Origin of the sequence: Streptomyces sp. MMG1533 (assembly GCF_001279775.1) — a bacterium.
Classification (GTDB): Bacteria; Actinomycetota; Actinomycetes; order Streptomycetales; family Streptomycetaceae; genus Streptomyces.
In genome coordinates this window covers 14,994-36,902 of sequence record NZ_LGDG01000266.1, presented here as the reverse complement: position 1 = coordinate 36,902, position 21,909 = coordinate 14,994, and the positions used below count along the sequence as shown (strand labels likewise).

16 protein-coding genes and 5 pseudogenes are annotated in these 21,909 nt (G+C 67.7%); 11 read left to right on the top strand and 10 right to left on the bottom strand.

Features of this window, described 5'->3' with window-relative positions; translation table 11 throughout:
* Positions 1–100 precede the first annotated feature (100 nt).
* Positions 101–1,573: a glycoside hydrolase family 32 protein gene (locus ADK57_RS40600; RefSeq protein ID WP_053754752.1), complete on the top strand. Its 1,473-nt coding sequence runs from the start codon at positions 101–103 to the stop codon at positions 1,571–1,573.
* Between the two features lie 92 nt (positions 1,574–1,665).
* Positions 1,666–4,602 (top strand): discoidin domain-containing protein, encoded by a 2,937-nt coding sequence (locus ADK57_RS40595; RefSeq protein WP_053754751.1) that lies wholly within the window; start codon positions 1,666–1,668, stop codon positions 4,600–4,602.
* 201 nt (positions 4,603–4,803) lie between these two features.
* Here ADK57_RS40595 and ADK57_RS51785 read toward each other — a convergent pair.
* Both ADK57_RS51785 and ADK57_RS40585 read right to left on the bottom strand, forming a co-directional pair.
* A pseudogene (locus tag ADK57_RS51785) lies at positions 4,804–5,177 on the bottom strand (transposase); the annotation flags it as partial.
* 102 nt (positions 5,178–5,279) lie between these two features.
* Positions 5,280–6,086 carry a transposase gene (locus ADK57_RS40585; protein WP_053754749.1) on the bottom strand — a complete coding sequence of 269 codons (807 nt, stop codon included), beginning with the start codon at positions 6,084–6,086 and terminating at the stop codon, positions 5,280–5,282.
* Positions 6,087–6,210: 124 nt separating this feature from the next.
* On the opposite strand from ADK57_RS40585, the gene ADK57_RS40580 reads away from it, so the two are divergent.
* Positions 6,211–6,804: a YdeI/OmpD-associated family protein gene (locus ADK57_RS40580; protein WP_053754761.1), complete on the top strand. Its 594-nt coding sequence runs from the start codon at positions 6,211–6,213 to the stop codon at positions 6,802–6,804.
* Positions 6,805–6,929: 125 nt separating this feature from the next.
* Here the strand turns inward: ADK57_RS40580 and ADK57_RS52330 are convergent.
* Together ADK57_RS52330 and ADK57_RS40570 are read right to left on the bottom strand one after the other, a co-directional pair.
* A pseudogene (locus tag ADK57_RS52330) lies at positions 6,930–7,375 on the bottom strand (transposase); the annotation flags it as partial.
* Positions 7,376–7,489: 114 nt separating this feature from the next.
* Positions 7,490–8,188, bottom strand: coding sequence for a DUF4232 domain-containing protein (locus tag ADK57_RS40570; protein ID WP_078973606.1), 699 nt, complete (start codon positions 8,186–8,188; stop codon positions 7,490–7,492).
* Positions 8,189–8,610: 422 nt separating this feature from the next.
* Between ADK57_RS40570 and ADK57_RS52130 the strand changes: the two genes are divergently transcribed.
* On the top strand, positions 8,611–8,736 hold the full coding sequence (locus ADK57_RS52130) for a hypothetical protein (RefSeq protein WP_267890802.1): 126 nt from the start codon (positions 8,611–8,613) through the stop codon (positions 8,734–8,736).
* 267 nt (positions 8,737–9,003) lie between these two features.
* Here the strand turns inward: ADK57_RS52130 and ADK57_RS40565 are convergent, their stop codons facing one another.
* The 3 genes and pseudogenes from ADK57_RS40565 to ADK57_RS51780 form a co-directional block, all read right to left on the bottom strand.
* Positions 9,004–12,144, bottom strand: coding sequence for an NACHT domain-containing protein (locus ADK57_RS40565; protein WP_159050232.1), 3,141 nt, complete (start codon positions 12,142–12,144; stop codon positions 9,004–9,006).
* 354 nt (positions 12,145–12,498) lie between these two features.
* On the bottom strand, positions 12,499–13,479 hold the full coding sequence (locus tag ADK57_RS40560; RefSeq protein ID WP_053754746.1) for a threonine ammonia-lyase: 981 nt from the start codon (positions 13,477–13,479) through the stop codon (positions 12,499–12,501).
* Positions 13,480–13,524: 45 nt separating this feature from the next.
* Positions 13,525–13,740 (bottom strand): annotated as a pseudogene (locus ADK57_RS51780) (hypothetical protein); the annotation flags it as partial.
* A gap of 233 nt (positions 13,741–13,973) precedes the next feature.
* Between ADK57_RS51780 and ADK57_RS40555 the strand changes: the two are divergent.
* Together ADK57_RS40555 and ADK57_RS40550 are read left to right on the top strand one after the other, a co-directional pair.
* Positions 13,974–14,681, top strand: a complete 708-nt coding sequence (locus ADK57_RS40555; protein ID WP_234390562.1) for a Clp protease N-terminal domain-containing protein — start codon at positions 13,974–13,976, stop codon at positions 14,679–14,681.
* 128 nt (positions 14,682–14,809) lie between these two features.
* A complete protein-coding gene (locus tag ADK57_RS40550) occupies positions 14,810–15,184 on the top strand; it encodes a transposase family protein (protein WP_078973605.1) in 375 nt (124 codons plus the stop codon).
* Positions 15,185–15,353: 169 nt separating this feature from the next.
* Here ADK57_RS40550 and ADK57_RS40545 read toward each other — a convergent pair whose 3' ends face one another.
* The gene (locus tag ADK57_RS40545) at positions 15,354–15,917 is read right to left on the bottom strand and encodes a DinB family protein (protein WP_053754745.1); all 564 of its coding nucleotides are present in this window, start codon (positions 15,915–15,917) and stop codon (positions 15,354–15,356) included.
* Positions 15,918–16,424: 507 nt separating this feature from the next.
* Between ADK57_RS40545 and ADK57_RS40540 the strand changes: the two genes are divergently transcribed.
* The 4 genes and pseudogenes from ADK57_RS40540 to ADK57_RS40525 all read left to right on the top strand — a co-directional run.
* Positions 16,425–16,613, top strand: coding sequence for a LuxR C-terminal-related transcriptional regulator (locus ADK57_RS40540; RefSeq protein WP_078973604.1), 189 nt, complete (start codon positions 16,425–16,427; stop codon positions 16,611–16,613).
* Positions 16,614–16,944: 331 nt separating this feature from the next.
* The gene (locus ADK57_RS40535; RefSeq protein ID WP_159050231.1) at positions 16,945–17,274 is read left to right on the top strand and encodes a DUF6192 family protein; all 330 of its coding nucleotides are present in this window, start codon (positions 16,945–16,947) and stop codon (positions 17,272–17,274) included.
* Between the two features lie 3 nt (positions 17,275–17,277).
* Positions 17,278–17,721 carry a hypothetical protein gene (locus tag ADK57_RS40530; RefSeq protein ID WP_053754759.1) on the top strand — a complete coding sequence of 148 codons (444 nt, stop codon included), beginning with the start codon at positions 17,278–17,280 and terminating at the stop codon, positions 17,719–17,721.
* A gap of 92 nt (positions 17,722–17,813) precedes the next feature.
* Positions 17,814–18,677, top strand: a pseudogene (locus ADK57_RS40525) (IS5 family transposase); the annotation flags it as partial.
* A gap of 195 nt (positions 18,678–18,872) precedes the next feature.
* Here ADK57_RS40525 and ADK57_RS40520 read toward each other — a convergent pair.
* Positions 18,873–19,406, bottom strand: a complete 534-nt coding sequence (locus ADK57_RS40520; protein ID WP_234390561.1) for a peptidoglycan-binding domain-containing protein — start codon at positions 19,404–19,406, stop codon at positions 18,873–18,875.
* Between the two features lie 237 nt (positions 19,407–19,643).
* On the opposite strand from ADK57_RS40520, the gene ADK57_RS40515 reads away from it, so the two are divergent.
* Positions 19,644–20,270, top strand: coding sequence for a maleylpyruvate isomerase N-terminal domain-containing protein (locus tag ADK57_RS40515; protein WP_053754740.1), 627 nt, complete (start codon positions 19,644–19,646; stop codon positions 20,268–20,270).
* Here the strand turns inward: ADK57_RS40515 and ADK57_RS40510 are convergent.
* Positions 20,267–21,521: pseudogene (locus tag ADK57_RS40510) on the bottom strand (IS256 family transposase). The gene ADK57_RS40515 and the pseudogene ADK57_RS40510 overlap by 4 nt on opposite strands.
* Between the last annotated feature and the right edge of the window lie 388 nt (positions 21,522–21,909).

The window sequence follows — 21,909 nt, the reverse complement described above, 5'->3', positions numbered from 1 at the left end:
AGGCCGCACACAGGCTTGAAGACCACCGCCCCGTCGGCCCGCCGCCCCGCCAACCAGAGGGCCGGCGGGGCGGTCCCCTGTCATACCGAAAGGCACGCGTGTGTCCACCCCACCCCGCGATCCGCACTTCCCCGTCGCGCACCTGCGCCCGCCCCGCAACTGGATCAACGACCCCAACGGGCTGGTCTTCCACGACGGCCACTACCACGTGTGCTACCAGTACAACCCGCACGGAGCGAACCACGCCAACATGCACTGGGGCCACTTCCGCAGCCCCGACCTGCTGACCTGGGAGCCGCTGCCGATCGCCCTGTCCCCGACCCCCGGTGGCCTGGACGCCGACGGCTGCTTCTCCGGTAACGCCGTCTCCGACGGCGAACGGCTGGTCGCCTTCTACTCCGCGCACCGCGAGGACCGCTCGTTCCAGCACCAGCCGGTCACCCGCGCCGTCTCCCGAGACAGCGGCCGGACGTTCAGCCCGAGCGGTGAACTGGTCATCCCCGAGCTGTCCGAGGGCTGCACCATGTACCGCGACCCGTACGTCTGGCAGGACGGCGACGGCTGGCGGATGCTGGTCGGCGCCGCCCTCGCGGACGGCCGCGCCGCCGCCCTGCTCTACGACTCACCCGACCTGGAGACCTGGACCTACCGGGGGCCCTTCGCGGCCCGCGAGAAGGAGCCGATCAGCGGCACCGACCTGCTCACCGGCGAGGGCTGGGAATGCCCCCAATACCTCCCGGCAGCCGACGGACGCGGCGCCCTCCTCTTCAGTACCTGGACCGAACCCACCGGTCCGCAGAGCGTCGCGGCCCTGATCGGCGAAGAGCATGACGGCCACTTCAAGGCGGGCTCAGCGGTGCCCGTCGACCACGGCCCCGACTGCTACGCCCCCGCCCTGCTGCGGGCACCGGGCGACCGGTGGCTGCTGTGGGGCTGGTCGTGGGAAGCCCGCGACGAAGCCTGGGCCGTCGCGGACGGATGGGCCGGGGTCCTCACCCTGCCCCGCGAGATCCATGTCGACGGCGACGGCACACTGCGCCAGCAGCCCGCCACCGAGCTGCTCGCCCTGCGCGGCGAACACACCATCCACGCCGCAGGCGCGACGCACGGCTCGCAGCCGGTGGACCTCGGCAGCGTGGGCCGAGCCTTCGACCTGACGGCCCGTCTGGAGCCGACCGGAAACGCCGGTCTGCGGCTGCTCACCACCCCGGACGGCTCCGAGCACCTCGACATCCGCGTCGATACCGATGCGGGCGAACTGGTCGTCGACCGTGACCACGCCTCACTGGACCCCCGGGCCCGCGGCGGCTCCTACCGGATGCCCTGCCCCACTGGTCAGCCGGTCGAGCTGCGCGTGGTCGTCGACCACTCCATCGCCGAAATCTTCCTGACCACCACCGGCCAGGTGCTCACCCTGCGCTTCTACCCCACAGGGCAAGGCCCGTGGCGACTTGAGGCCCGCAGCGCACCGGGGACGCGCCTCGGCTTCGCGGTCGACGCGTGGGAGCTGCACCCGCTCGTGATCAAGGAGCCGAGCACCAGCGCCGCAGAGCCGGCGCCGACGTCGCCGTAGAACCGACTCCAACCGGTCGATCCCCCACCTCAGCAATGTGTCCCACCCCCTCTCCCAAGTACTGACCAAGCAGGTCCGAAGGAGGATCTTCCATGAGGTCATACGGTCTCGGACGACGCCAGTTCCTGGCCACCGCCGTTGGTGTCGCTGCCGCCTGGACCCAGGTTTCCGGGAACGCCATCGCCGCCCCGCAGCTGAAGCAAGCCTCACGTGACAATTCCGTCCGTGTGTGGCTGACGGACGTATCGGCCGACAAGTGGGTCGCCGGCCAGGACGATGTGCTGTTCGAGGCGAAGAGAACGGCCAACCCGCTCACGATCAAGATCGACGACAGCGTCAAGTACCAAAAGGTCCAAGGCTTCGGCGCGGCCATGACCGACTCCTCCGCCTGGCTCATCGACAAGCTGTCCATTGCCGAGCGGACCAAGCTGATGAACAAGCTGTTCGATCCCTCGAAGGGAATCGGCCTCAGCCTGCTCCGCTCTCCGATGGGCGCCACGGATTTCAACGCGTCCGGGAACTACTCCTACAACGACATGCCCGCGGGACAAACGGACCCCACGCTGTCCAACTTCTCCGTCCAGCATGACGTGCCGTACATCATTCCGGCCTTGCGGCAGGCCCTCTCACTCAACCCGTCCATCAAGATCATGGCCAACCCGTGGAGCCCGCCAGGCTGGATGAAGACCTCCGACTCCATGATCGGAGGCACCCTCAAGAGCGACTACACCTCCGCGCTGGCCACCTACTTCGTCAAGTTCATACAAGCCTATGGCGAAGCCGGCGTGCCCATCTCCTACATTTCCCCGCAGAACGAACCCATGGGTACTCCCACCTGGCCCGGAATGTTCCTGTCCGCCTACCAGGAAGCCGAGTTGATCCAGGAGATCGGCAAGGCGTTCGAAGCCAACGGAATCTCCACGAAGATCCTGGCTTGGGACCACAACTGGGACGTGCCCTCGTATCCGGAGACGATCTTCAGCGACCCCGCAGCCTCCAAGTACACCGCGGGAACCGGGTGGCACATCTACAGCGGAAACCCGAACTACCAGACGCTGGTCCACAACGACTACCCGAGCAAGGAAACGTTCATCACGGAAGCCACCGGAGGCGTTTGGCAGGACAGCGACCAGACGGCGTTCAGTGAAGCACTGGGAACGTGGATCATCAACGGAACGCGCAACTGGGCGAACGGGGTGATGCTGTGGAACATCGCACTCGACCCCGATCGGGGCCCGCTCAACAGCGACACGGCCGGTATACCCATGCTTCGGGGCTTGCTCACGATCGATCCGGCCGACGGGCGGGTGTCCTACAACGTGGACTACTACGCCCTCGCTCACGCCAGCAGGTTCGTCACGCCCGGAGCACGCCGGATCTACTCGAACACCTTCGGGGAAGGCAGCATAGAGAACGTCGCGTTCCAGAACCCGGACGGATCGAAGGTCCTCATCGCGCACAACTCGGGAAGCGCAGCGAAAACCTTCAGCGTCGCGGACGGGACGCACTCGTTCGACTACACCCTGAACGCCGGCGACGCCGTCACCTTCACGTATGCCGGGCCTGCACAGAGCGGGCGTACCCCCGCAGCGACCAAGGTCTCGGACCCGACACACGACTTCACGTTCACGTCGGCATCCGGTCCGGTCACCGTCACGTACGACCCGGCACTGCTGCCCCACCAGAACTCCATCCGTACCGGAAACAAGCTGGTCACGTACTCCCTTCCGACCGGAGCTTCCATCCAGACGACGGGAAGTGCACTGAGCCGCAGCAAATGGACCGCCACGGCTTCCGCGCAGCCGGACTGGGGGGTGGCCGCGAACGCGATCGACGGCGACATCAACACCAGGTGGAGTCTCGGGCACGGGCCGACGAGCGGCGACTGGTTCCAGATCGACCTGGGGAACCCCACGAGCTTCGACAAAATCGTCCTCGACACCGGCGTGAACAATTCGTTCGACTACGTCACCAGGTACCAGATATACGTTTCGAACGACGGAGTCGACTGGGGCAGCGCGATTGCGAGCGGCAGCGGGGGCATCGGCAAGATAGCCGTCACGTTGCCGAGCCGAACGGCACAGTACATTCGCATCGTCAGTACCGCGGCATCCGGTTTCTGGTGGGCCATCGGCGACATCGAGGTGTACGGGTCTGCGCGTGGAACCGGCTCGATCACAGCTCCGGCAGCGGTATCGAACGGCCTCCAGCTGAAGACCTGGACCAGCAAGGAAGGGTCGCAGGTAACCGTAGTATTCAACGGGACCACCGACAGTAAGATTTTCAAGATATCCACCGACGGCTCGTACACCTATACGCTGCCGGGCGGCACCTCGGCGATGTTCACCACCAAGAAGCTGTCGAGCTTCCCATCGCCGACGTTCAGCGATTTGAAGCCTGAACGAGGCATGCCGCGCTCCAGGTTCACAATTCGCGGTTCTGGTTTCGGCGATGCGCAGGGGCTGGGTACGGTGTATTTCGGATCGAGCTATGCCGAAATAGACACCTGGTCGGACACCAGCATCAGCGCCTACGTTCCGAAGGGACTTCCGGCGGGGAAGGTCACGGTTTCCGTGAAGGGAACCAGCGGAGTGGATGCAGGTGGATCTTCGTTCGACGTCATCGATCTAGGTCCTGCGCTGCCCCGGACGAGCTGGACCGCAAAGGCTTCGGACGCAAGTCAGTGGGATGCGCCCGGAAACATGATCGATGGCAATTCCGACACTCGGTACAGCTCCGGAACAGGGCAGTACGACGGCCTCTGGATCCAGGTGGACATGGGGCAAACGCAGACCTTCGACAAGATTGTGTTGGATGTCGGCGGCAGTGTCAGCGACTACGCGCGGAGCGCAGACGTATACGTATCCACGGATGGAACCGACTGGACCAAGGTTTCTTCCGTAGCGGACGGCCAACGAGTCCACCTGATTTCCTTCCCCACGCAGACAGCTCGCTACATCAAGGTCGTCAACACCGGCAACGTTGCGCGTAGCTGGTGGTCAGTCGCAGAATTCAACGTCTACAACTGACCCCGGCTTTCATGTAGGGCGACCGTTGACCTTTGCCCCCGGCGCAGAGAGAGTGCCTCTTGTCGGCGGGAACAGGGAGTGCTGATGTCCTTGTTCCCGTGGACGAGGCACTTCCGGGTGCCCGTGGCGGCTTCGAGCCCGCAGCGCACCGAGTACGCGCATCGGCTACGCGATCGACATCCGCGTTCGCAGACAGCAACAGGCCACGACGGGTTCGCCGAACCCACCGCGGCCGTGGTCGACGAACCCCATCAGCGGATCGTGCCCAAAGGTCTTCTTCCAGGTCGCGGCGGCGTCCTGCTTCTCGGCGTGCGCCAGGACGAGGACGCCATCCAGGTCCGCGATCACATGCCCACCCGCGTCCGGCGCCGCTTCACCGGCCAACCGCCAGACACCTTCGCGCACTTCGGCGCGGGCGATGCGCAGCGCGGCCAGGACCCGCTGCCCGCGCCCACGCCACCTTGCTGATCACCCGGGAGATCGACGGGCGGAGGCCGCCGACCCGAACACGGCCGGCTCGGCCCGCAACAGGCCCACATCGGCCAGGCAGTCCAACCGAGCGCGACTGCCGAGGCACGTCCAGCAGACTGGTCGTCGGTGAGGTCCTCACGGTTGCGCAGAAGCCGCCGTCTGGCCTTCCACTCCGGGTCGCTCGCCCGTCCGCGCCGGCCGCGGGTCTAGGCGGTGGTGCGGCGCCTGACGATGGACAGCATCTTGTTGGCGAGCTGGACCATGTGGAAGTGGTCGACCACGACGGTGGCGTGCGGCAGGCCGATACGGATCACGGCGCGGTAGGTGGCCGACATGTCGATGGCGACGTAGCCGATGCCCCTTCTCCAGTCCAGGTCGGTGGTGGCGAGCCAGGCCAGGACGTCGGCGACGGGGCGGCCCTCGACCTGTCCGAGCAGCCCGCCGTGACCGAGGGCGTCGACGAAGCCGGTGTGCCACCGGTCCCGGGTCAGACGCCACTTGCCGGTATCCGCATCCTGTTCCCAGCGGGGCCGTCCGCGGCGGGTCTCGTCGATGCCCAGGACTGTGACCTGCGGCAGTGGTGCCTCGGTGACGTCGCGGGCCTGCGTGCGGAAGGCTTCCATCACGGCCGGCCAGGACAGATGCAGATCCCGTGCGGCCTGGATGACCGTGGAGCCGGCATCGCGTATGCGGCGCCCGGCCGTATCCCGCAGCCGGGCGGTCAGCATGGCACCGGCCGGGATCTGCGGGATCTGCTCGGTGAAGGACCGGCGAGGGCAGCCGGCCTCGCGGCACCACCAGCGGCGCTTGTGCCAGCGGAACTCCAATCCGCTCTCGCCGTAAGGGAGATCGCGCGGGCGGGTCTCCGCCGAGCCCTTCACCCGGGTGGCGAACACCCCGCAGGCCGGGCAGGCCCTGGCTGTCTCGTCGGCCGTGACCAGGTGAACTCGGCGCCTTCCGTCGGCCAGCCGCTCAACCCGCGCGACGGACACCCCGTCGAGGTCGAGCAGCAACGTCGTTTGAGCAAGCCCGTGGCTCCTGCATGATCGTTCTGCGTTGAGAACAGGGATGATCACGCAGGTCCACGGGCATCCTGCATCCGGGGCCGTGCCCGAATCCGTCACGACAATCGGCCGGGTGTGGTTCGCTGCTGGGGTGACTCAGGACTTGGAGATCGTCGCATTCGAATCCGCCGAGGCATTCCAGGCATGGCTCGGCGAGAACCACGCCGTCTCGTCCGGCATCTGGCTCAAGCTTCGCAAGAAGGGCCCCGGAATCGTCGCGCTGGACTACGCCCAGGCGCTCGACGTGGCACTCTGCTACGGCTGGATCGACGGCCAGAAGGCCAAGTTCGACGACCAGTGGTGGCTCCAGCGGTTCACCCCGCGCAAGCCGCGCAGCAAGTGGTCCAAGGTCAACCGGGACAAGGCGGCCGCTCTGATCGAGCAGGGCCGGATGCATCCGCCGGGGCAGGCCGAGGTCGACCGCGCCAAGGCGGACGGCCGCTGGGAGGCGGCCTACGACGGTGCGAAGACCGCCACGGTGCCGGACGACCTCGCGGCGGCCCTGACCGCCGACCCGGCCGCGGCCACGTTCTTCGAGACACTGGACCGGCAGAACCGCTACGCGATCCTGTACCGGGTCCAAGACGCCAAGAAGCCCGAGACCCGGGCGCGCCGGATAGAGAAGTACGTGGCGATGCTGGCGAAGGGCGAGAAGCTGCACCCGTAGTCACGGAGAGGGACCGCAGCCGTGTAGTGCCCCGGGGGCCCGGCGCGCCTGCGGCCCTGGCCGCAGCCACCAAGTGCCCTCACTGAGCGTAACGAAACGTCAGAGGCCCTGAGCATGCGCACCGCTCAAGATCGAAGACCCGTCATGGTGTGGGTCATCGCCCAGTAGACGCCGGAGGCGGAGGAGGCCGGGCCATGTTCGCAGACGCGGACCAGGCGCCGGTGCAGTATCAGGGTCCCGTAGGTCTGCTCGACCCTCCACCGCTTCGGCTGCGGGGCGAATCCCTTGTCCTGCGGGTTGCGTTCAACGGTCTCGACGTCGATGCCCAGGCGGGTGGCGTGGGCGGCGACCTGGTTCTTGAAGCCCTGGTCGACCAGCGCGTTGCGGACGGTGCCGCCGGTGTGGTCGGCGACCGGGTCCAGCGGGCGATGCCCGCGGTGTTGTCGTGCGTGCTGGCGGCGAGGACGGTGACGGCGATGACCGGGCCCAGCACGTCCACGGCCGGTGCCCCTTTGCGGCCCGGTACCCGTTTTGCCGGGTCCAGGCCGGTCGTGGAGGCGGGGCCCCCGGCAGTCGCGACCAGGTCAGGGGGCGCCGCCTTGCCTTGCCTTGCCTTGCCTTGCCTTGCCTTGCCTTGCCTTCAGCGAGACGGGACACGCACGGATGTGGTCCCGATCGATGTCCGTTACTTCGACATGATGAAGTCCAGGGCATAGCCGGAGGCCGTCGTCCAGTAGGTGACAAGTTGACCGTCGTCCGCGTACAACGTGTCGACGGGCATGGGGACGTCGATCGGCTCGCCCGCCTTGCTGCCGAGCTTGCTGCCGTGGAGGGTGAGGGTGATGCTGTTCGCCTCGTACTCATCCCTGGCGCCGCCGGCGACGAGCAGAGCGGCGTGCGCCTCCTCACCCGGAGCGATGGTCGTAAGCTCCTCCGGGTCCCCGCTGTCCTCGATCACGGGGGTCGGGGCCTGGGCGTCACCGATCTCTATGTAGGGATAGTGGTAGACGTCGCACTTCTTGTCGCCGGTGTTCTGGACGGTGACGAGGAGATGCCTGGTGTCCTTGCTGTCCTCCGCGGGCTCCACGGTGGCGGAGACCGCGAGGTGCTCTGCGGTACAGGCGGCGATGGTGCCACTGTCGTCGCTTCCGCCGGTCTCGCCGGAACCGCCACCCGGCGTCGCCGAAGCCGTCTCAGTCGACTTCGCCGAACTCGTCGCGCTCGGCTGGTCTGAGGGCTTGGTGTCATCCGAGCCCTCGGCCGCGCCCGGCTCGCACGCCGTGGACGCGAGCAGCGCGGCGACCGCCGCGGCCCCGAGGACGTAGGACTTCCAGCCCCTGGGGCTCTTGCGGTTCTTGCGGTTCTTGCGGGCAGCAGCATTCATGGTGTTCCCCCGTCATCGGCCGTACGCGTCCACTCTCGACGCTCGATTGCGAGCAGAGTCTGCACCAGGAATCGCCCTCAACACGTGTGCCTCGTAAGTCTGTTGCCGATCACGTACAAGGAACGGACGGTTCCGCCAGAAGATCACAGACGTGGCCAACTGAAGTACTCCTTACCTTGTTGGCGGGTTGATTCCGGTCCTTCGCACGATCGGCAGACCCAGGGGCCTGGGTTGGCTAAAGGAGCTCATGCCGTGGTTGTGGCTTTGACTGATTGGCCGCCCAGCGCCCCGCGACGACACGGCCACAGGGCTGGGCGGGACCGGAGTGCTGAACGGGTTTGCGGACACTCAGCCTCGGTGCGTTGACCACAGAACAGGCGCCCCGTAACCGGAAAAGCCCCCAGCCCGATGGAGCGGGCGTGATGAGCGGGACAGTGTCGTCGGCTGCCCGCGGCTGCAGGGCCTCCCAGCGTCTGCCCTATCGCCTGCTGGCCCTCCTCAGCGGCATCGCCGGCTCCCTCAGTACCACGCTCTGGCTCACCCGCTGAACGGAGAGCAGTCAGTTCAGCCTGCCTCCTCGCGCCATCGTGCTCCGTGCGAGACGGGGAGTACCGGGCTGAGCAGGCCGGCAGACGTGTGGGAGTGCATCACCACTGGCCTCGGGTGACGGACCGGCTTCGGCCCGGCCGCACCCGAGCGTGCCCGGTGCCCGGTGCCCGGCTGCTGCCAACGACAGCACTCGGTCCAGCCAGGCATGGCCGGGATGTGCCCTGGCCGGCCGGGCGGCCTTGGAAAGGTACGCATCAGCGGGACAGTCAGTAACGCCCGTTGCGCCACAGGGCTGTGAGATGGGAGGGCAGGATCTCTCGAGCTGCGTCAAGGAACTGCGGGCCCTCGTCCGAGGCGTTGTTCCCGCCTTCGTGGATGGCCCGCATGGCCTGCTCCACCCAGTCGTGCTCGAGCCGTTCCCAGTCCGCGGCAAGACGGCGCAAGAACACCAGCCGGAAGCGCCGCCTGGTGTCCATATCGACGGGGGCGAATCCGTTGAGGGCGATGTGGAGGCAGACGTCGAAGGCGGCGGTGAGGTCCGCCGTTGTGCTGTCCTGGTCGCTGGTCAGCCATAGGCGGACGAGTGCGTTCGTCGCGGATGCAGCGGGGTGTTCTCTGGTTGCGTGGAAGGTGACGACTGCCGTGTCCCACGGGCCGGCCCAGGGCTGCAGTGCATGCGCGAAGATGTCATCGGCGACGTCGCAGAGGAATTGCGTCTGCTGTTGCAGCTGGTGGTTGTCGTCCCGGATCCACGAGAACCAGGAGTCGTCTGTGCGAGGCCGGTATTGGTGGTCCGGCCCGAAATCGTAGCTCCAGTACGGGTCCGGGCTGAACGACTCGGGTTCCGCATCGTCCCGCAAGCGCACCCGAATCTGCCGCCGGCCGTCTTCCCAGAGCCGCTCGATCTCCACGGTGGCGATGAGCCCGCTCCAGCCCTCCGGCGGGCACTGGGAACGCCACAGCAGCGCCAAGCGGCGCCAGGCGGCGACTATTTCGCCGGCGCCGGGGAAGAGGTCGTCGCCGCGGAGACCGTCGGTGCTCGCGGTGGCTGCTGCGAGGAGCATCAGGTTGACGGAGTACGTCGCCGGTCGGGCCGGCACCGTCACACGCTGCGGCATGTAGGCGTCGTAGCGGGTGTCGTGGCGTGTGTGCAGCGCCCGGTGGAAGAGGCCGAGAAGGAGAGTGAGCGTCTGCGCCCGCAGTGATTGCGGCCATCCCCGCAGCCGTTCCACAAGGAAGGAGACGGTCGTTCCGCGTGTGGTCAGGGGCATGAAGGACAGCAGCGCGTGAAGGAACGCGTCGTCGATGGTGGCCGGCCGGCTGCGGGGGGTGTGATGGCGCGCCGACTCGGCCAGGTCGTGCAGTTCCTGCGTGGCGAGCCGGGCCACCAGGTACTCCCCGAAGGTGGCGTGGAGGAACTCGTAGGCGCTCAGGGTCCGGCCTTCGCGGCTTGCCCGCGCCTCGTGGACGAAGAAGAAGCGGCCGAGCAGGAGTTGCGCGGCGGTGAGGGTGGCGCGCAGGCCGGTGGGGGCGGATCGGCTGTCGGTATCCGGCGTGAGGGCGGCGAGGTCTGTGTTCAGTTCCGCTGCGCTGATCCATTGTTGGCCGCGGTTGAACATCGCGAACGCCACGATCGACAACTGGGTGAGTTCTTCCTCCACCGCCTCGCCCAGTTGTCCCTCGGTCAGCGCGGGTGCCTTCTTGCGGACTTCTCGTTCGGCGAAGCTCGTGAGGAGGCGTTCGTAGAGTTCCGCCTGGCCCAGCGCGGCGCTGTGCAGTTGCAGCGCGTTGTGATCAGAGTCGTACAGCGCCAGCATCAGGAGCAGGAGCGGCTGGGATGCCAACTCGCCGTGTGCAAGTACGGTGTCCGCGGTGAGGGGGTGAAGTCCTCGCGCGGCGAAGCCGGCTGCGTTGGTGGCGTTCCACACCTGCAGCCACTGTGCCACCTGGCTGTCGTTGAAGGGCTCCAGGCGCACGGCGATCATGCCCCGCGCGGGCCGTGCCCGGTCGGCGACCGCCGTGCGGCTCGTGACGAGGACGGCGACGGGGCGCCCCTGGCCCGCCTCGCGCGCCTGGAATTCGGCCACCCGCAGCAGATAGTCCGTCTGGCTGGTACCGGTCGCCTGCAGCAGCTCGTCGAACCCGTCCAGCATGACGACCGGCATCGCCCCCTTCGCGCGATGCACGAGTTCGGGCCAGTTCACCAACTCGCCAGTGGACGCCCGGACCGCCTGCTCGATCTGGGTCTGCAGGTCGGCGTCGGCGGCAGCCTCCCGCAATATCACGCGTACGACGAGGAAGTCGGCGGGCGGCAGACGTGCCGCCAGCACCTGCGTGAGCACGGATTTGCCCGACCCGGGCTGCCCCAGCACGATCAGCGGGGGACGTACGGCCTGCAAAGAGGTCAGGTGTCCCAGCAGAAGTGCCTCCAGGTCGGCGCGCACCGGCTGCTCTTGCCACCAGCTCTCGGTGGCGAACGGGTCGGACGGGCCCACGTCGCAGACCCGGAAGTCCGGATTGACGTACGCGGTGCCCAGAACCGGAAGGCTCACCCCGTCCAGGGCATCGCGGGAGGTGAGGATCGGACGATCAAGCACGGCCGCATGAGCACGCGCCAGCGCGGTGATCCAGGCATCGGCGGGCCTGCGCTGCGCGATCTGGGCGAGAACCTCCTGGAGCCCCTCCAGCCCGGCGCTCACCGTCCGCAGGTGCGCACGCGTCGCCCGGTGATCCACCAGGTTGGCCCAGAAGGCAACCTCCGGGCAGTCGAGCGCCAACTGCCTGAACAGTTCCTCGTAACGGGTGACGGCCCGCCCAGGAAGATCGTTCGAGAGTGTCTGCGCGAAACGCTCTCTGCGCGTGTCGTCGAGGATGTCCCACACCACGAGGCCCGACACGAACCGGGTCACTTCGCCGGACAGGCGCTGATAGAACTCTGACAGGGCTTGCAGGGTCACCTCGTAAGGCCGTTGCGGCACGGGCATCGGAACCTCGGCCTGAAGCAGACCGGCGGCCAGGGAACCCAGCCGCCGGCCAGCCACCGAATCGCTCCCCGCGAGGGCTGCCTGCTCGGCACGGGTGAGCTCCAACTCCCGTGCGTCGCACGGGAGGTCCGTCTCGGAGAGGATCTCGAAATAGGCCGAGAGAACCACTACGGCGTGGGCCGCGGCCAGGCGTTCACTGCGATCGAAACGAGCAAGCCCCCGCGCCTGTTCACTCACACCGCGCACCAGATCCGCGCTCAACCGGGCCAGCTCGCCCCTGGCGTCGAACAGGCTGGAGAGCAGACCGATGCCCGTGGCCGACGTGGCAAGCAGCAGTCCTCCCGTCAAGCGGTCCAGCGCCTCGACCGTACGCCCCTGCGATGCCCCCAGCAGGCGAACAGCATCCTGATAACTCAGCCCCACCCCGCCCCCTCGGCCCGAGCAGCCCTCACAGCCGTCCCAGAGAAAACCGTATCCAGACCAGGCCATCCGGCGGGGGTGAACCCCTCGCTCCGCAAGCCGGCACCGAAGGCACCCAGCAGCCCCTCCATTCAGCTCCCGACGGCAACAAGGAGGGGTCCGTCCGGCCCGGCGCCACACTGGATGCTGCAGGGCCAACCGCACCCGGCTGCATCTGGCCGTCGCCGCAGCCACTGCAGTTCTTGGCACCATTGGCGGCGCTCTCGCAGCCTCCCGGTCGTCCACCGCCGCCCAAGCCACAACCCCGACGCGTGCCCGATGCCCCAAACGGGGTCGTTGAGCAGTGCGAGGCCCCCGTCAAGACTTGTGGATGGGAGCCGCACCGACCCAGCGGTGATAGGCGTCTACGTCGACGTTGCTACCGCACACGATGGTGACTACGTGTCGGCCGGCGAAGCGGTCACGGTCTTCGAGGATCGCTGCGATGCCGAGCGCGGCCGACGGTTCGACGACGAGGCCGGCGTGGTCGAGGAGCATCCGCATACCGGCGGTGATCGACGCCTCCTGGACCAGGACGGCGTCGTCAGCGACCAGGAGGAGGTCGTCCAGGACGGCCGGGATGGGACGTCGGCCGGCGACGCCGTCGGCGATGGTGTTGGTGGAGTCGGTGGTGACGACACGTCGTTGGCGCCACGAGTGCGTCAGCGCCGGTGCGCCCAGCGGCTGGACGCAGATCACCTCGACTTCGGGTGCCAAGGCCTTCACCACATGACCCACGCCGGTGGCCAGCGCCCCGCCGCCGAGAGCAATCAGGACGGTGTCGAACGACGGCGCGGTGTCCACCAGTTCCAGGCCGATGGTCGCAGCGCCCTCGCAGGTCTCGATGTCCAGGCTGTCTTCGACCAGCCGGATGCCGTCGTACCGCGCGATGGCCGCCGCCCGCTCGCGAGCCATCTCGTGGTCGCCGTCCACCAGCTCCAGCCTGGCGCCCAATGCGCGGATGCGATCAAGCTTGGCCACAGTCGCAAAGCGGGATGCCACAACGGTCACGTCGAGCCCCCGGCCGCGACCGGACCAAGCGAGGGCTTGGCCAAGGTTGCCTGCGCTGGCGCACACCACGGCTCGCGAGCCGCTTTCGGCGAGCAGACTCGCGACTACCTCGGTGCCGCGGGCCTTGAAGCTGCGGACCGGGTTCGCCGTTTCGAGCTTGATGCTCACCGTGCACCCGAGCTCGGGCTCCAGAGCCTCGCAGCGGTACAGCGGAGTGTCGAGAAAGACCGGGTCGATTACCCGGCGAGCCGCCCGGATCCGAGCAGTGTCGAGGCGCGTCTCCTGCACGACACAGCAGCGTAGCGCCACCGGCGCTGGTTCCATGAGCAACTGTCAGGAGTTGCAGGTCGGTTGAGGTGTGTCACGCTGCGGCGGGTTCCTCGGGACTTCGAAGAGTTGACGGTTCTCGAAGCGGGCGCCGGCCCGGACGAGGGCGACGAGGTGGGGTGCGGTGACCACACGCCGGCGCGCCCGGGCGGACTCGGCAAGCTTGAACCCCGTCGCAAGGGCGGCGGCCGGGCTACTCGCACCCATGGTGACCTGGAGGCGGCGCACGCGCTGTTCGAGGGCTGGGCGCCGTACCGTACGAAGCCCGTACGGCGGCCGAGCCGGCGGCGTGCGGCCGGGAGCGGCCCAACTGTCCTGTCTCTGTGATGTCCGGGCAGTCTCGGAGATCTCCGGGCAAGTGAGCTGACGTCTCAGTCATGTCCGGCCACTGCACCACCAAGCAAGAGAGGCAAGTACGTCTTGACAATTTGGAACTGTCAAGGCGTACTTGCCTCATGGCTCTTCCAGACCTGGACGATCTCATCGCGGAAGTCGACCGGAGATGCGACACCGCTCACCACTCCGGCGGCCAAGAGCAGCCCGACTGGCTCGCCCTGCTGACGGTTGCCGCGCAACTCGCAGGCCAACTACAGGCCCTGGCGGACGATTTGGTCGAGGACTACGTCGAGCACTGCCGGATGCACGGCTCCTCATGGACGGACATCGGCACCGCTCTGGGAGTGACCCGGCAAGCGGTCCAGCAGCGCTTCCACGCCCCGCATAAGCGCTACAGCCCCGAGACGATGACCGACGACCTCCGCCAAGCGATGGTCCACGTCAAGCAAGCGGCCGTGCACCACCGCAACAACTACATCGGCACAGAGCACCTGCTGCGGGGCCTTACCGCCGAGGACAACAGCGCAACCCGCCTCCTGCAGGCCGCCGGCATCTCTCCCGAGTCGGTCCACAAGTCCGTCGGAGCCCGGCTGAGCATGGGCGCCTCCCAAGCGGCCGAACGGATCGCCTGGACCCCTTACTCCCGCAAGGCGATCGACCTCGCGGAGGCACGATCCCAGCAGAAGGGCTCCGACCGCATCGACTGCGACGACCTGCTGATCGGTCTCGCCCAGGTCGGCCGCGGAGTTGCCGCCGCTGTCCTGACCGAGGCCGGTTTCGACCTCGCAATCCTTGACGCGACATCAGCGGAAACGGGCCCATCATAGAAAGCTGCGCCATCTTGAAGTAGCTGATCAGGGTGGTGGCGTGAGGGTCGTTCGGGGTGCTCGTGCTGGTGGTGGGTGGCAGTCTGAGGTGTGGATCGGCTGGCAGGGTTGGTTTTGCGGGTCCTCGTATGATCTGGATCTCCGCGGCTCGGCCCGGCCGCACTCACGACATCACCGCCGCCCGACGTGACCGCATCCTGTCCCACCTACGCGCCGCCGGCCTCGGCGCCCTGGCCGATCTCGGCTTCCTCTGCCTGGACGACGACCCGGATGACCCCGTGGTCGTCACCGGCTTCAAGGCCACCCGCGCCCGCAAGCTCACCACCAGCGAAAAGGAAGCGAACCGGGCGCTCGCCGCCGCACGCGCCCCGGTCGAGCACGGCTTCGCCCATCTCAAGAACTGGCGGATCCTCACCAAGCTCCGCACCGATCCCGCCCGCGCGACCGGCGTGCTGCGCGCCCTGTTCGTCCTGACGAACCTCAAGGAGCCCGCTGACAGATGATCTACACCCGAGACCTCCGCCCAACACCAGCATGACCACCCCGAACGACCCTCACGCCACCACCCTGACCAGCTACTTCAAGAGGGCGCAGCTTCACTGAAGCTCGCAGCCACGGAGCGTCACGGAGTCCACGTAGGTTTCCGAAGCTCGATCGCCGGTTACCGGAAAGTCATATTCGGCGCGGTACGGCTCCGTCCTGCCAGCGGTAGAGGTCGCGCAGCAGGGAAATCTCGGCGCCGTGATGGATCAGCTCCCTGTTGACGTGCAGGACCCTGTTCTCCATGGGAAACCGCTCGGGACCCACCGTGGGCGGATTCTCCAGGTCAGCGTCCGAGAGTTCGCGGACCCCCGCGTTCCATGTCCCATACATCTCATCGAGCTGCTTCAGCGCCTCGTCAGCGGTCCCCGCGTAAGCGAATGTCTCGGAGTCGACGTCCTGGCCGCCGAAGTACCATCCGACCCGATAGCCCAGGCACGAGACGATGATGTGCGCCAGCCGCCAGGCAATCGTGGTCACCGGCGCCGGCACCGGGTCAGGGGACGCGAAGTCCATCGTCCACTCCCCCGAACCTGCCGACATCGGTGCGGCCGACGTGCCACGTGGGCGGATGCTCCAGCAGCCGCGCACCGGCTCCCAGAAGTACTCCTCATCGGTAAGACCGTCCAGCCGCGGCCGCAGGTTTTTGTGCCAGTACCAGTCCAGCTGCTCCGCGAGCCGCTCGCTTGTTGTCATTTCCGCACGCTACATGCAACGGAGAGCTGGCTGCGCCCCTCGCGGACGCCGTCGCCGGCCGTGGGCCGCGAGAGCGTACCGCACCGGGAGATGACGCTGGGGGCTGATGTGCCCTTCGGGCCGCGCCGCCGCGAGCGGCTGTTTGACATTGACAACCCGGCTGGCTGGGCTGGGTTCGATGACCCAAATGTGACAGCCGACCGACGACATGACAGATGATCAAGACCGCAGACTCCCGCCCGAGATCAGCATGAGTGTCCCGAGCGAGCGCCACGCCAGAGCCTCCGACCTGCATGTTCGAAGATGGCGAAGACTCACAGTACGAGTGACCTGCCCACGGATCCCGAAGACGCGACCTGCATCCGGGCCTTGCGTGAGACGCGACGAAAGATCCCGTCTCACGCAAGTCCGGGCACCGCAGGTCAACGCATGCTCCTGCCCGGACTTGCTTGAGACAGGACACCAACGGGCGGGGACGCGAGCGGCGCGTGGCTCCCCGCGCAGGAGCTGGCCGTGCCCCGGCTGACGGCGACCGGGCTGACGAACCGGCAGATCGGGCGGGAGCAACTGCTGAGCGTGAAGACGATCGAGAACCACCTCGGGCATGTCTGCGCGAAGCTCGGTGTGCTCTGTCGGGCGACGCTCGCGGCGGTGCTGCTCGAAACGGCGGGCGCCGCTCAACGCACCAGTTGGTGAGGCGTTCGAGGCGGTCGGGGATGATGACGGGCCCCTGCGGGCCCTGCACCCACGTCCAGCGGCCCACCTGCTCCAGCGGGAACGGCTCGCCGATCGGCCCGCGCCGCCCCACCCCACCCTGCTCGCACGGGCCCGCGCAGACGGGCAGCAGCGCGAACACGGCCTCCACGATCGCGGCGACGCGGGCCTCGTCGGTGTCGTCGTCCGCCTCGGGCTCGCAGAACACCTTCCGGTCCACCAGTTGCCCTACCTCGCTACTGCTCACGCCCGTGTGGACGTCGCGCTCCACGCGCCGTACCCGCTTGTCGTCAGCGGCGATGTACCTGTCGTCGTGGACATAGTTGCTGCGCAGGGTCTGCGGGGAGGGGGTGTCGGGCGGGCGCACCACCACGAGCGAACGAGTGAACTGGCGCCGGCCGTCCACCGGTTCGAGCGGACGGCGGAGTTCCTGGACCTCGTCGGGGCCTGTCACACCTTCGTGGCCACCGCCAACCGGGTGGTCCCCGGCCTGCACGGCCGCACCGTCCGCGAGGACGAGAAAGCAGTGCTGGGCGAGAACATCGCCCGGGTGAGGGCCGCCCTCGAATGGATCGAGCACGCCGTCGAAACCGGCGACGTCGACGTGGACGAGGCACTGGCCCGGCTCCTGCGGGGCGAGTAAGTGATGGCGCGCTCCCGAACGACGGAGCGTGACAGACGCCGCTCGCCCACGGCGGGCCGTCACGCCGACTCGATCCGGCTCGCGTTGATGGAGGTCGCCCCGGCCGGGCTGAAGAAGCCCCGGCTGATGGCGGTCACCGAGTTGTCCGGCTCCCAGCTGGTGCGCGGGCTGGCCGCCTTCCGTGAACTGGCCGGCGAGAAGGACTGGCCGCCGCTGGTGTGGTCACCGAGGGACGGCTACCGCTTCTGCCTGGACCCCGACGCGCTGGAGGAATGGGAACAGCAGTGGGCTGATGTGAAGTTCACGCAGATCAGCCGGGTCATCACCGGTGTCCTGGCCCCGCACGCCAGGCTCTTTCCCAAGAGCCGCTGGGTGAAGTACGTCGTCGCCCAGATGAACGCGGTCCAAAGCGCCCTCGACATGATCGCCCGCCCGCAGATCCAGTAGCCGCAGCGGCGGAGCCCACCACCACGAAGGAGAACAGGGGGTCGGCCCGGCCCGCCGTCCGCACCCCGGGACCGGCCCCTTTCTCCTATTTCATGCGCGCATCCCGCTACCCCTCCGACACCACCGACGCCGAATGGGCCCTCATCGCACCGCTGTTGCCCACCCCCGCCTGCCAGACCAAACGAGGCGGCCATCCCGAGAAGTGGCCCCGCAGGGAGATCATTGACGGCATCCGCTATCTGGTCGATAACGGAATAAAATGGCGTGCCATGCCCGCCGACTACCCGCCCTGGCGCACGATCTACGGGTTCGCCAGACGCTGGGCGGCGGCCGGGGTCATCGGCGTCATCCGCGACCAGCTCCGCCGCCGGATCCGCCTCACCGCGGGAAAGGCACCCAACACTGCCTCAGTGATCGTGGACAGCCAGTCCATCAAAGCCTCCGAGACCGTCAGCAAAGCCACCCGCGGATGGGAGGGCGGGAAGCTGATCAATGGGCGGAAACGGCACCTGATCTGCGACCATCGCAGCCTCGTGCTGCTGGTGATGGTCACCCCCGCCGACGCCCAGGACTCCCTGGTCGCCCGCGAGTTGCTGTTCCGCCTCGCGTTCCTGCATCCGGAGATCGCCATCGTCTGGGCCGACTCCGCCTACGCCAAGAACGGACTCATTCCCTGGGCGGAGAAGTACCTCGACATCACCGTCAAGACGGTGCGCCGGCCGCCGGACACCAAGGGTTTCGTCGTCCTGCCGCGCCGCTGGGCGGTTGAACGATCATGGTCGTGGATCATGAGGGCCCGAAGGCACTGCCGCGACCACGAACGACTCCCCGAGATGAGCGAATCACTCATGACCTGGGCCGCGATCACGCTCATGACCCGGCGGCTCACCCGCCGCGCGCATCGTCCGGCCGAACGGCGCGACGTCGCCCCCGGCTACGTGATGCCACAAGCCGCATGACCGTTCGGGAGCGCGCCAGCCTGAGCTGCCAGTTCTCCTCCGCGAGCTGACGGTTCTCATCGGCCAGCCGCTCAGCGCAGTCCTGCGCCGCCAACAGTCGTTCCGTCAGGGCAAGCCTCCACTCCCGCGTCTTTTCGTCAGGCCGAGGGAACGTCGCCCCGTACGCCTCACGGCGCACGGGGCGGTCCGCGATCAGGTCGTGCAGGTCCAGTGGTCGTACCCGGCGATACGCATGTCACCGTTGCCGTCTCGGAACTGGTATCGGCCTTGGACGTCTCGGTAAAGCCAGATGGCGTACTTGCTTCCCCTGTACGTCACTCCGAGCTCCTCGCCGCGGAAGGTGCTGCCGTTGCGATACTCGAGACGATCTCCCGCCTCAGCGAAGGTCCCCTTGCCCACCACGCCGTCGTTCGTCAGGCCCCACCGGTCCTGGAGAATGCGGGTGGCCTCGGCCGTCCTGTCGCCGAAGACCCCGTCGACGCTGTCCCTGCTGGCGTTGATTCCTTCCGCCCACAGGATCGACTGCCACAGACAGGTCGCATTGGACTTCTCGTTGACCGTCGTACTGAGCGTGCCCTCATCGTCGAAGTCGTCGGTGAACTTGTCGTAACCGCGGACGAAGCCGTCAGACGCCTTGGCTGATGCCGGCGAAGCCCCGAGCCCCACTGTAAGGACGGCAGCTCCCGCCGTCAGTATCGCGACTGCACCCTTGCTGAAAGACGTCACGCATCCCCCTATGTCGAATAGCTGCCCCCGCATTCTCCTTCAGGAGCATGCGGGGGCAACCTGAAAAGTTATAGGGACGGCAGGGAGAGGTGATGTCGAGTAATTGTCAAGAGTTGTGGATCGTGTGACTTGTGATTAGGGCCTGTCTGGCGGATCACGCGCATAGTCAGAGGGGGCCGCCATGGAAATCTCGGACAGCGGATGGCAACGTGGCAGGCCAGCCGCTAGCCTGCCGGTGTGATCTCCGCATTTCTCGACACGGCCGAGGTCGCGTCCCGGCTGCTGCGTTCGCCGGTGCTGGCCGAACGGTGGGAGCAGCCGAGCGCACTGGCCGAGTTCCGGATCAGCGGTCTAGCCGGGCATCTGGCCCGGGCGGTCTTCAACGTCGAGCGTTGGCTGGCCGAGCTGCCACCGGCGGGCGGGACGCCCATCGATGCTGTCGCGTACTTCCTGTCTGGCGCCGGCCCGGCGCCGCATCTGGAGGATGCGGTGCCGCGTCGGATCCGCGAGGTGGGCGAGCAGGAGGCGGCCGGTGGGCCTGCCACCCTGGTCGAGGAGTTTGACGCCGCTCGCGCCCGGCTCGCAGTGCAGTTGCCGACCATGCAGCTCGACCAGCCTGTCGGCGTGTTCGCCCACGTACTGCCGCTCGATCAGTGTCTGCTAACCCGGCTCGTGGAACTTGTTGTCCACCTCGACGACCTTGCCGTCAGCCTGGAGGCACCCACCCCGTCGGTGCCGGCCGAGGCCACCGACTTGGTCATCGCCTGCCTCACCCGCATGGCCGTGATTCGTCACGGCGTCCTTCCGGTGATGCGCACCTTGGCCCGCCGCGAACGCGCCACCGATCCGATCGCGGCCTTTTAGGCGGCTGCGGCCTCCGCGCGCTCGACGAGGATGCCGTTTTCGAACTTGGCGCCCGCGCGGACCAGGGCGACGAGGTGGGCTCCGGTGACCGCGCGCCAGCGGGCCTGGGCGGATTCGACGAGCTTGAACACCATCGCGACGGCCGCGGCTGGGCTGCCGGCGCCGCGGGTGACCTTGGTTCGGAGCTTGACGGTGGAGAAGGTCGACTCGATCGGGTTCGTGGTCCGCAGGTGGATCCAGTGCTCGGCCGGGAAGTCGTAGAACGCCAGCAGCTCGTCGCGGTCGTCGGTAATCTTCGCGACGGCCTTGGGGAACTTGGCGCCGTAGGTCTTCGCGAACGCCTCGATCGCCTTCTCGGCGTGGCCGCGGTCCTCGGCGTTGTAGATCTCCTGCATCGCCTTCGTCGCGCCCGGCTGCGCGGACTTCGGCAGGGCGTTTGTGACATTGCGGGCCTTGTGGACCCAGCACCGCTGGTGGCGGGCAGCCGGGAACACTTCCGCGAGCGCTTTCCACAGGCCCATCGCGCCGTCGCCGACGACGAGCTCGGGATCGCGCATGCCGCGTCTGCGGCAGTCGCGCAGCAGGTCGGCCCACGACTCGGTCGACTCACGCAGCCCCTCGGCCAGTGCGATCAGCTCCTTGGTGCCGTCCAGGCGCACACCCATCAGAACCAGGACGCAGGAGTGCGTCTGTCCGAACCGGACCTTGGGGTGCACCCCGTCGGCCCACACGTACACGTAGTCGGACTCGGCGAGGTCGCGCTGCTGGAAGGCGGCGTGGTCGTCCTGCCACTGCTTTGTCAGCCGGGTCACGGTGGCCGGCGACAGGCCGGCCGCCGAGCCGAGGAACTGCTCCAGCTTCGGGCACGAAGTCCCCCGAGGACAGCCCGTGCAGGTAGAGCAGCGGCAGCACCTCACTGGCCTTGGGTGACTTGCGGCACCACGGCGGCAGGATCTTCGAGGAGAACCGCATCCGCTCGCCGGTGGCCTCGTCCACCCGCTTGTCGTTGACGCGCGGGGCCGTGACCTCGACGGAACCTGCGGCAGTGGTCACGGTCCTCGGCCGGTGGTGGCCGTTGCGGACCACCAGACGGCGCCCGGCCTCGTCCGTCTCCGAGGCCAACTCGGCTATGTACTGGTTGACTTCAGCTTCCAGCGCGGCGGCGAGCATCCGCCGGGCGCACTCGCGGACGATCTCGTCGATCAGGGAGCCGGACTCGGTGGAGCCGTCGGCGTTCACTACGCTGAGCACGGGCGTGCCTTCCCGACCCGCGCTGCGAACGCGGGCCTACTCGGTGACCATCACAGGATCATTCCGGGAAGGTACGCCCTGCGCATGTCCTCCCCGAACCGATCCACAAGTCCTGAGCATTGCTCGGTGATGTCTGGTCGGCACACCAGGGCGGCGGGCCGTGACCCACCCGGCACTACGTCGCTCATGACGCCGCCACATGACCTGCGACGCCGAACGCCGAGAGCACGCACCGAACGGCGCTGCGCCTGCCCTTCGGGCAGACGACGGTGGTTCAGACACAGGCTCTCACCCCGGAGCAGCGTCGTGCACTGCTCGGGCAGACCCGACCGGCCGCCTGGCCCGCCCGAGGAGGTCGCCGAGGCGAGGCCCTCGGCGGAGCGTCTCG

Bases quoted from the DNA above. Each gene is read 5' to 3' on its own strand.
- ADK57_RS40595 (WP_053754751.1), top strand. From the start codon at position 1,666: ATGAGGTCATACGGTCTCGGACGACGCCAGTTCCTGGCCACCGCCGTT.
- ADK57_RS40570 (WP_078973606.1), bottom strand. From the start codon at position 8,188: ATGAATGCTGCTGCCCGCAAGAACCGCAAGAACCGCAAGAGCCCCAGG.
- ADK57_RS52130 (WP_267890802.1), top strand. From the start codon at position 8,611: ATGAGCGGGACAGTGTCGTCGGCTGCCCGCGGCTGCAGGGCCTCCCAG.
- ADK57_RS40555 (WP_234390562.1), top strand. From the start codon at position 13,974: ATGGCTCTTCCAGACCTGGACGATCTCATCGCGGAAGTCGACCGGAGA.
- ADK57_RS40550 (WP_078973605.1), top strand. From the start codon at position 14,810: ATGATCTGGATCTCCGCGGCTCGGCCCGGCCGCACTCACGACATCACC.
- ADK57_RS40545 (WP_053754745.1), bottom strand. From the start codon at position 15,917: ATGACAACAAGCGAGCGGCTCGCGGAGCAGCTGGACTGGTACTGGCAC.
- ADK57_RS40530 (WP_053754759.1), top strand. From the start codon at position 17,278: ATGGCGCGCTCCCGAACGACGGAGCGTGACAGACGCCGCTCGCCCACG.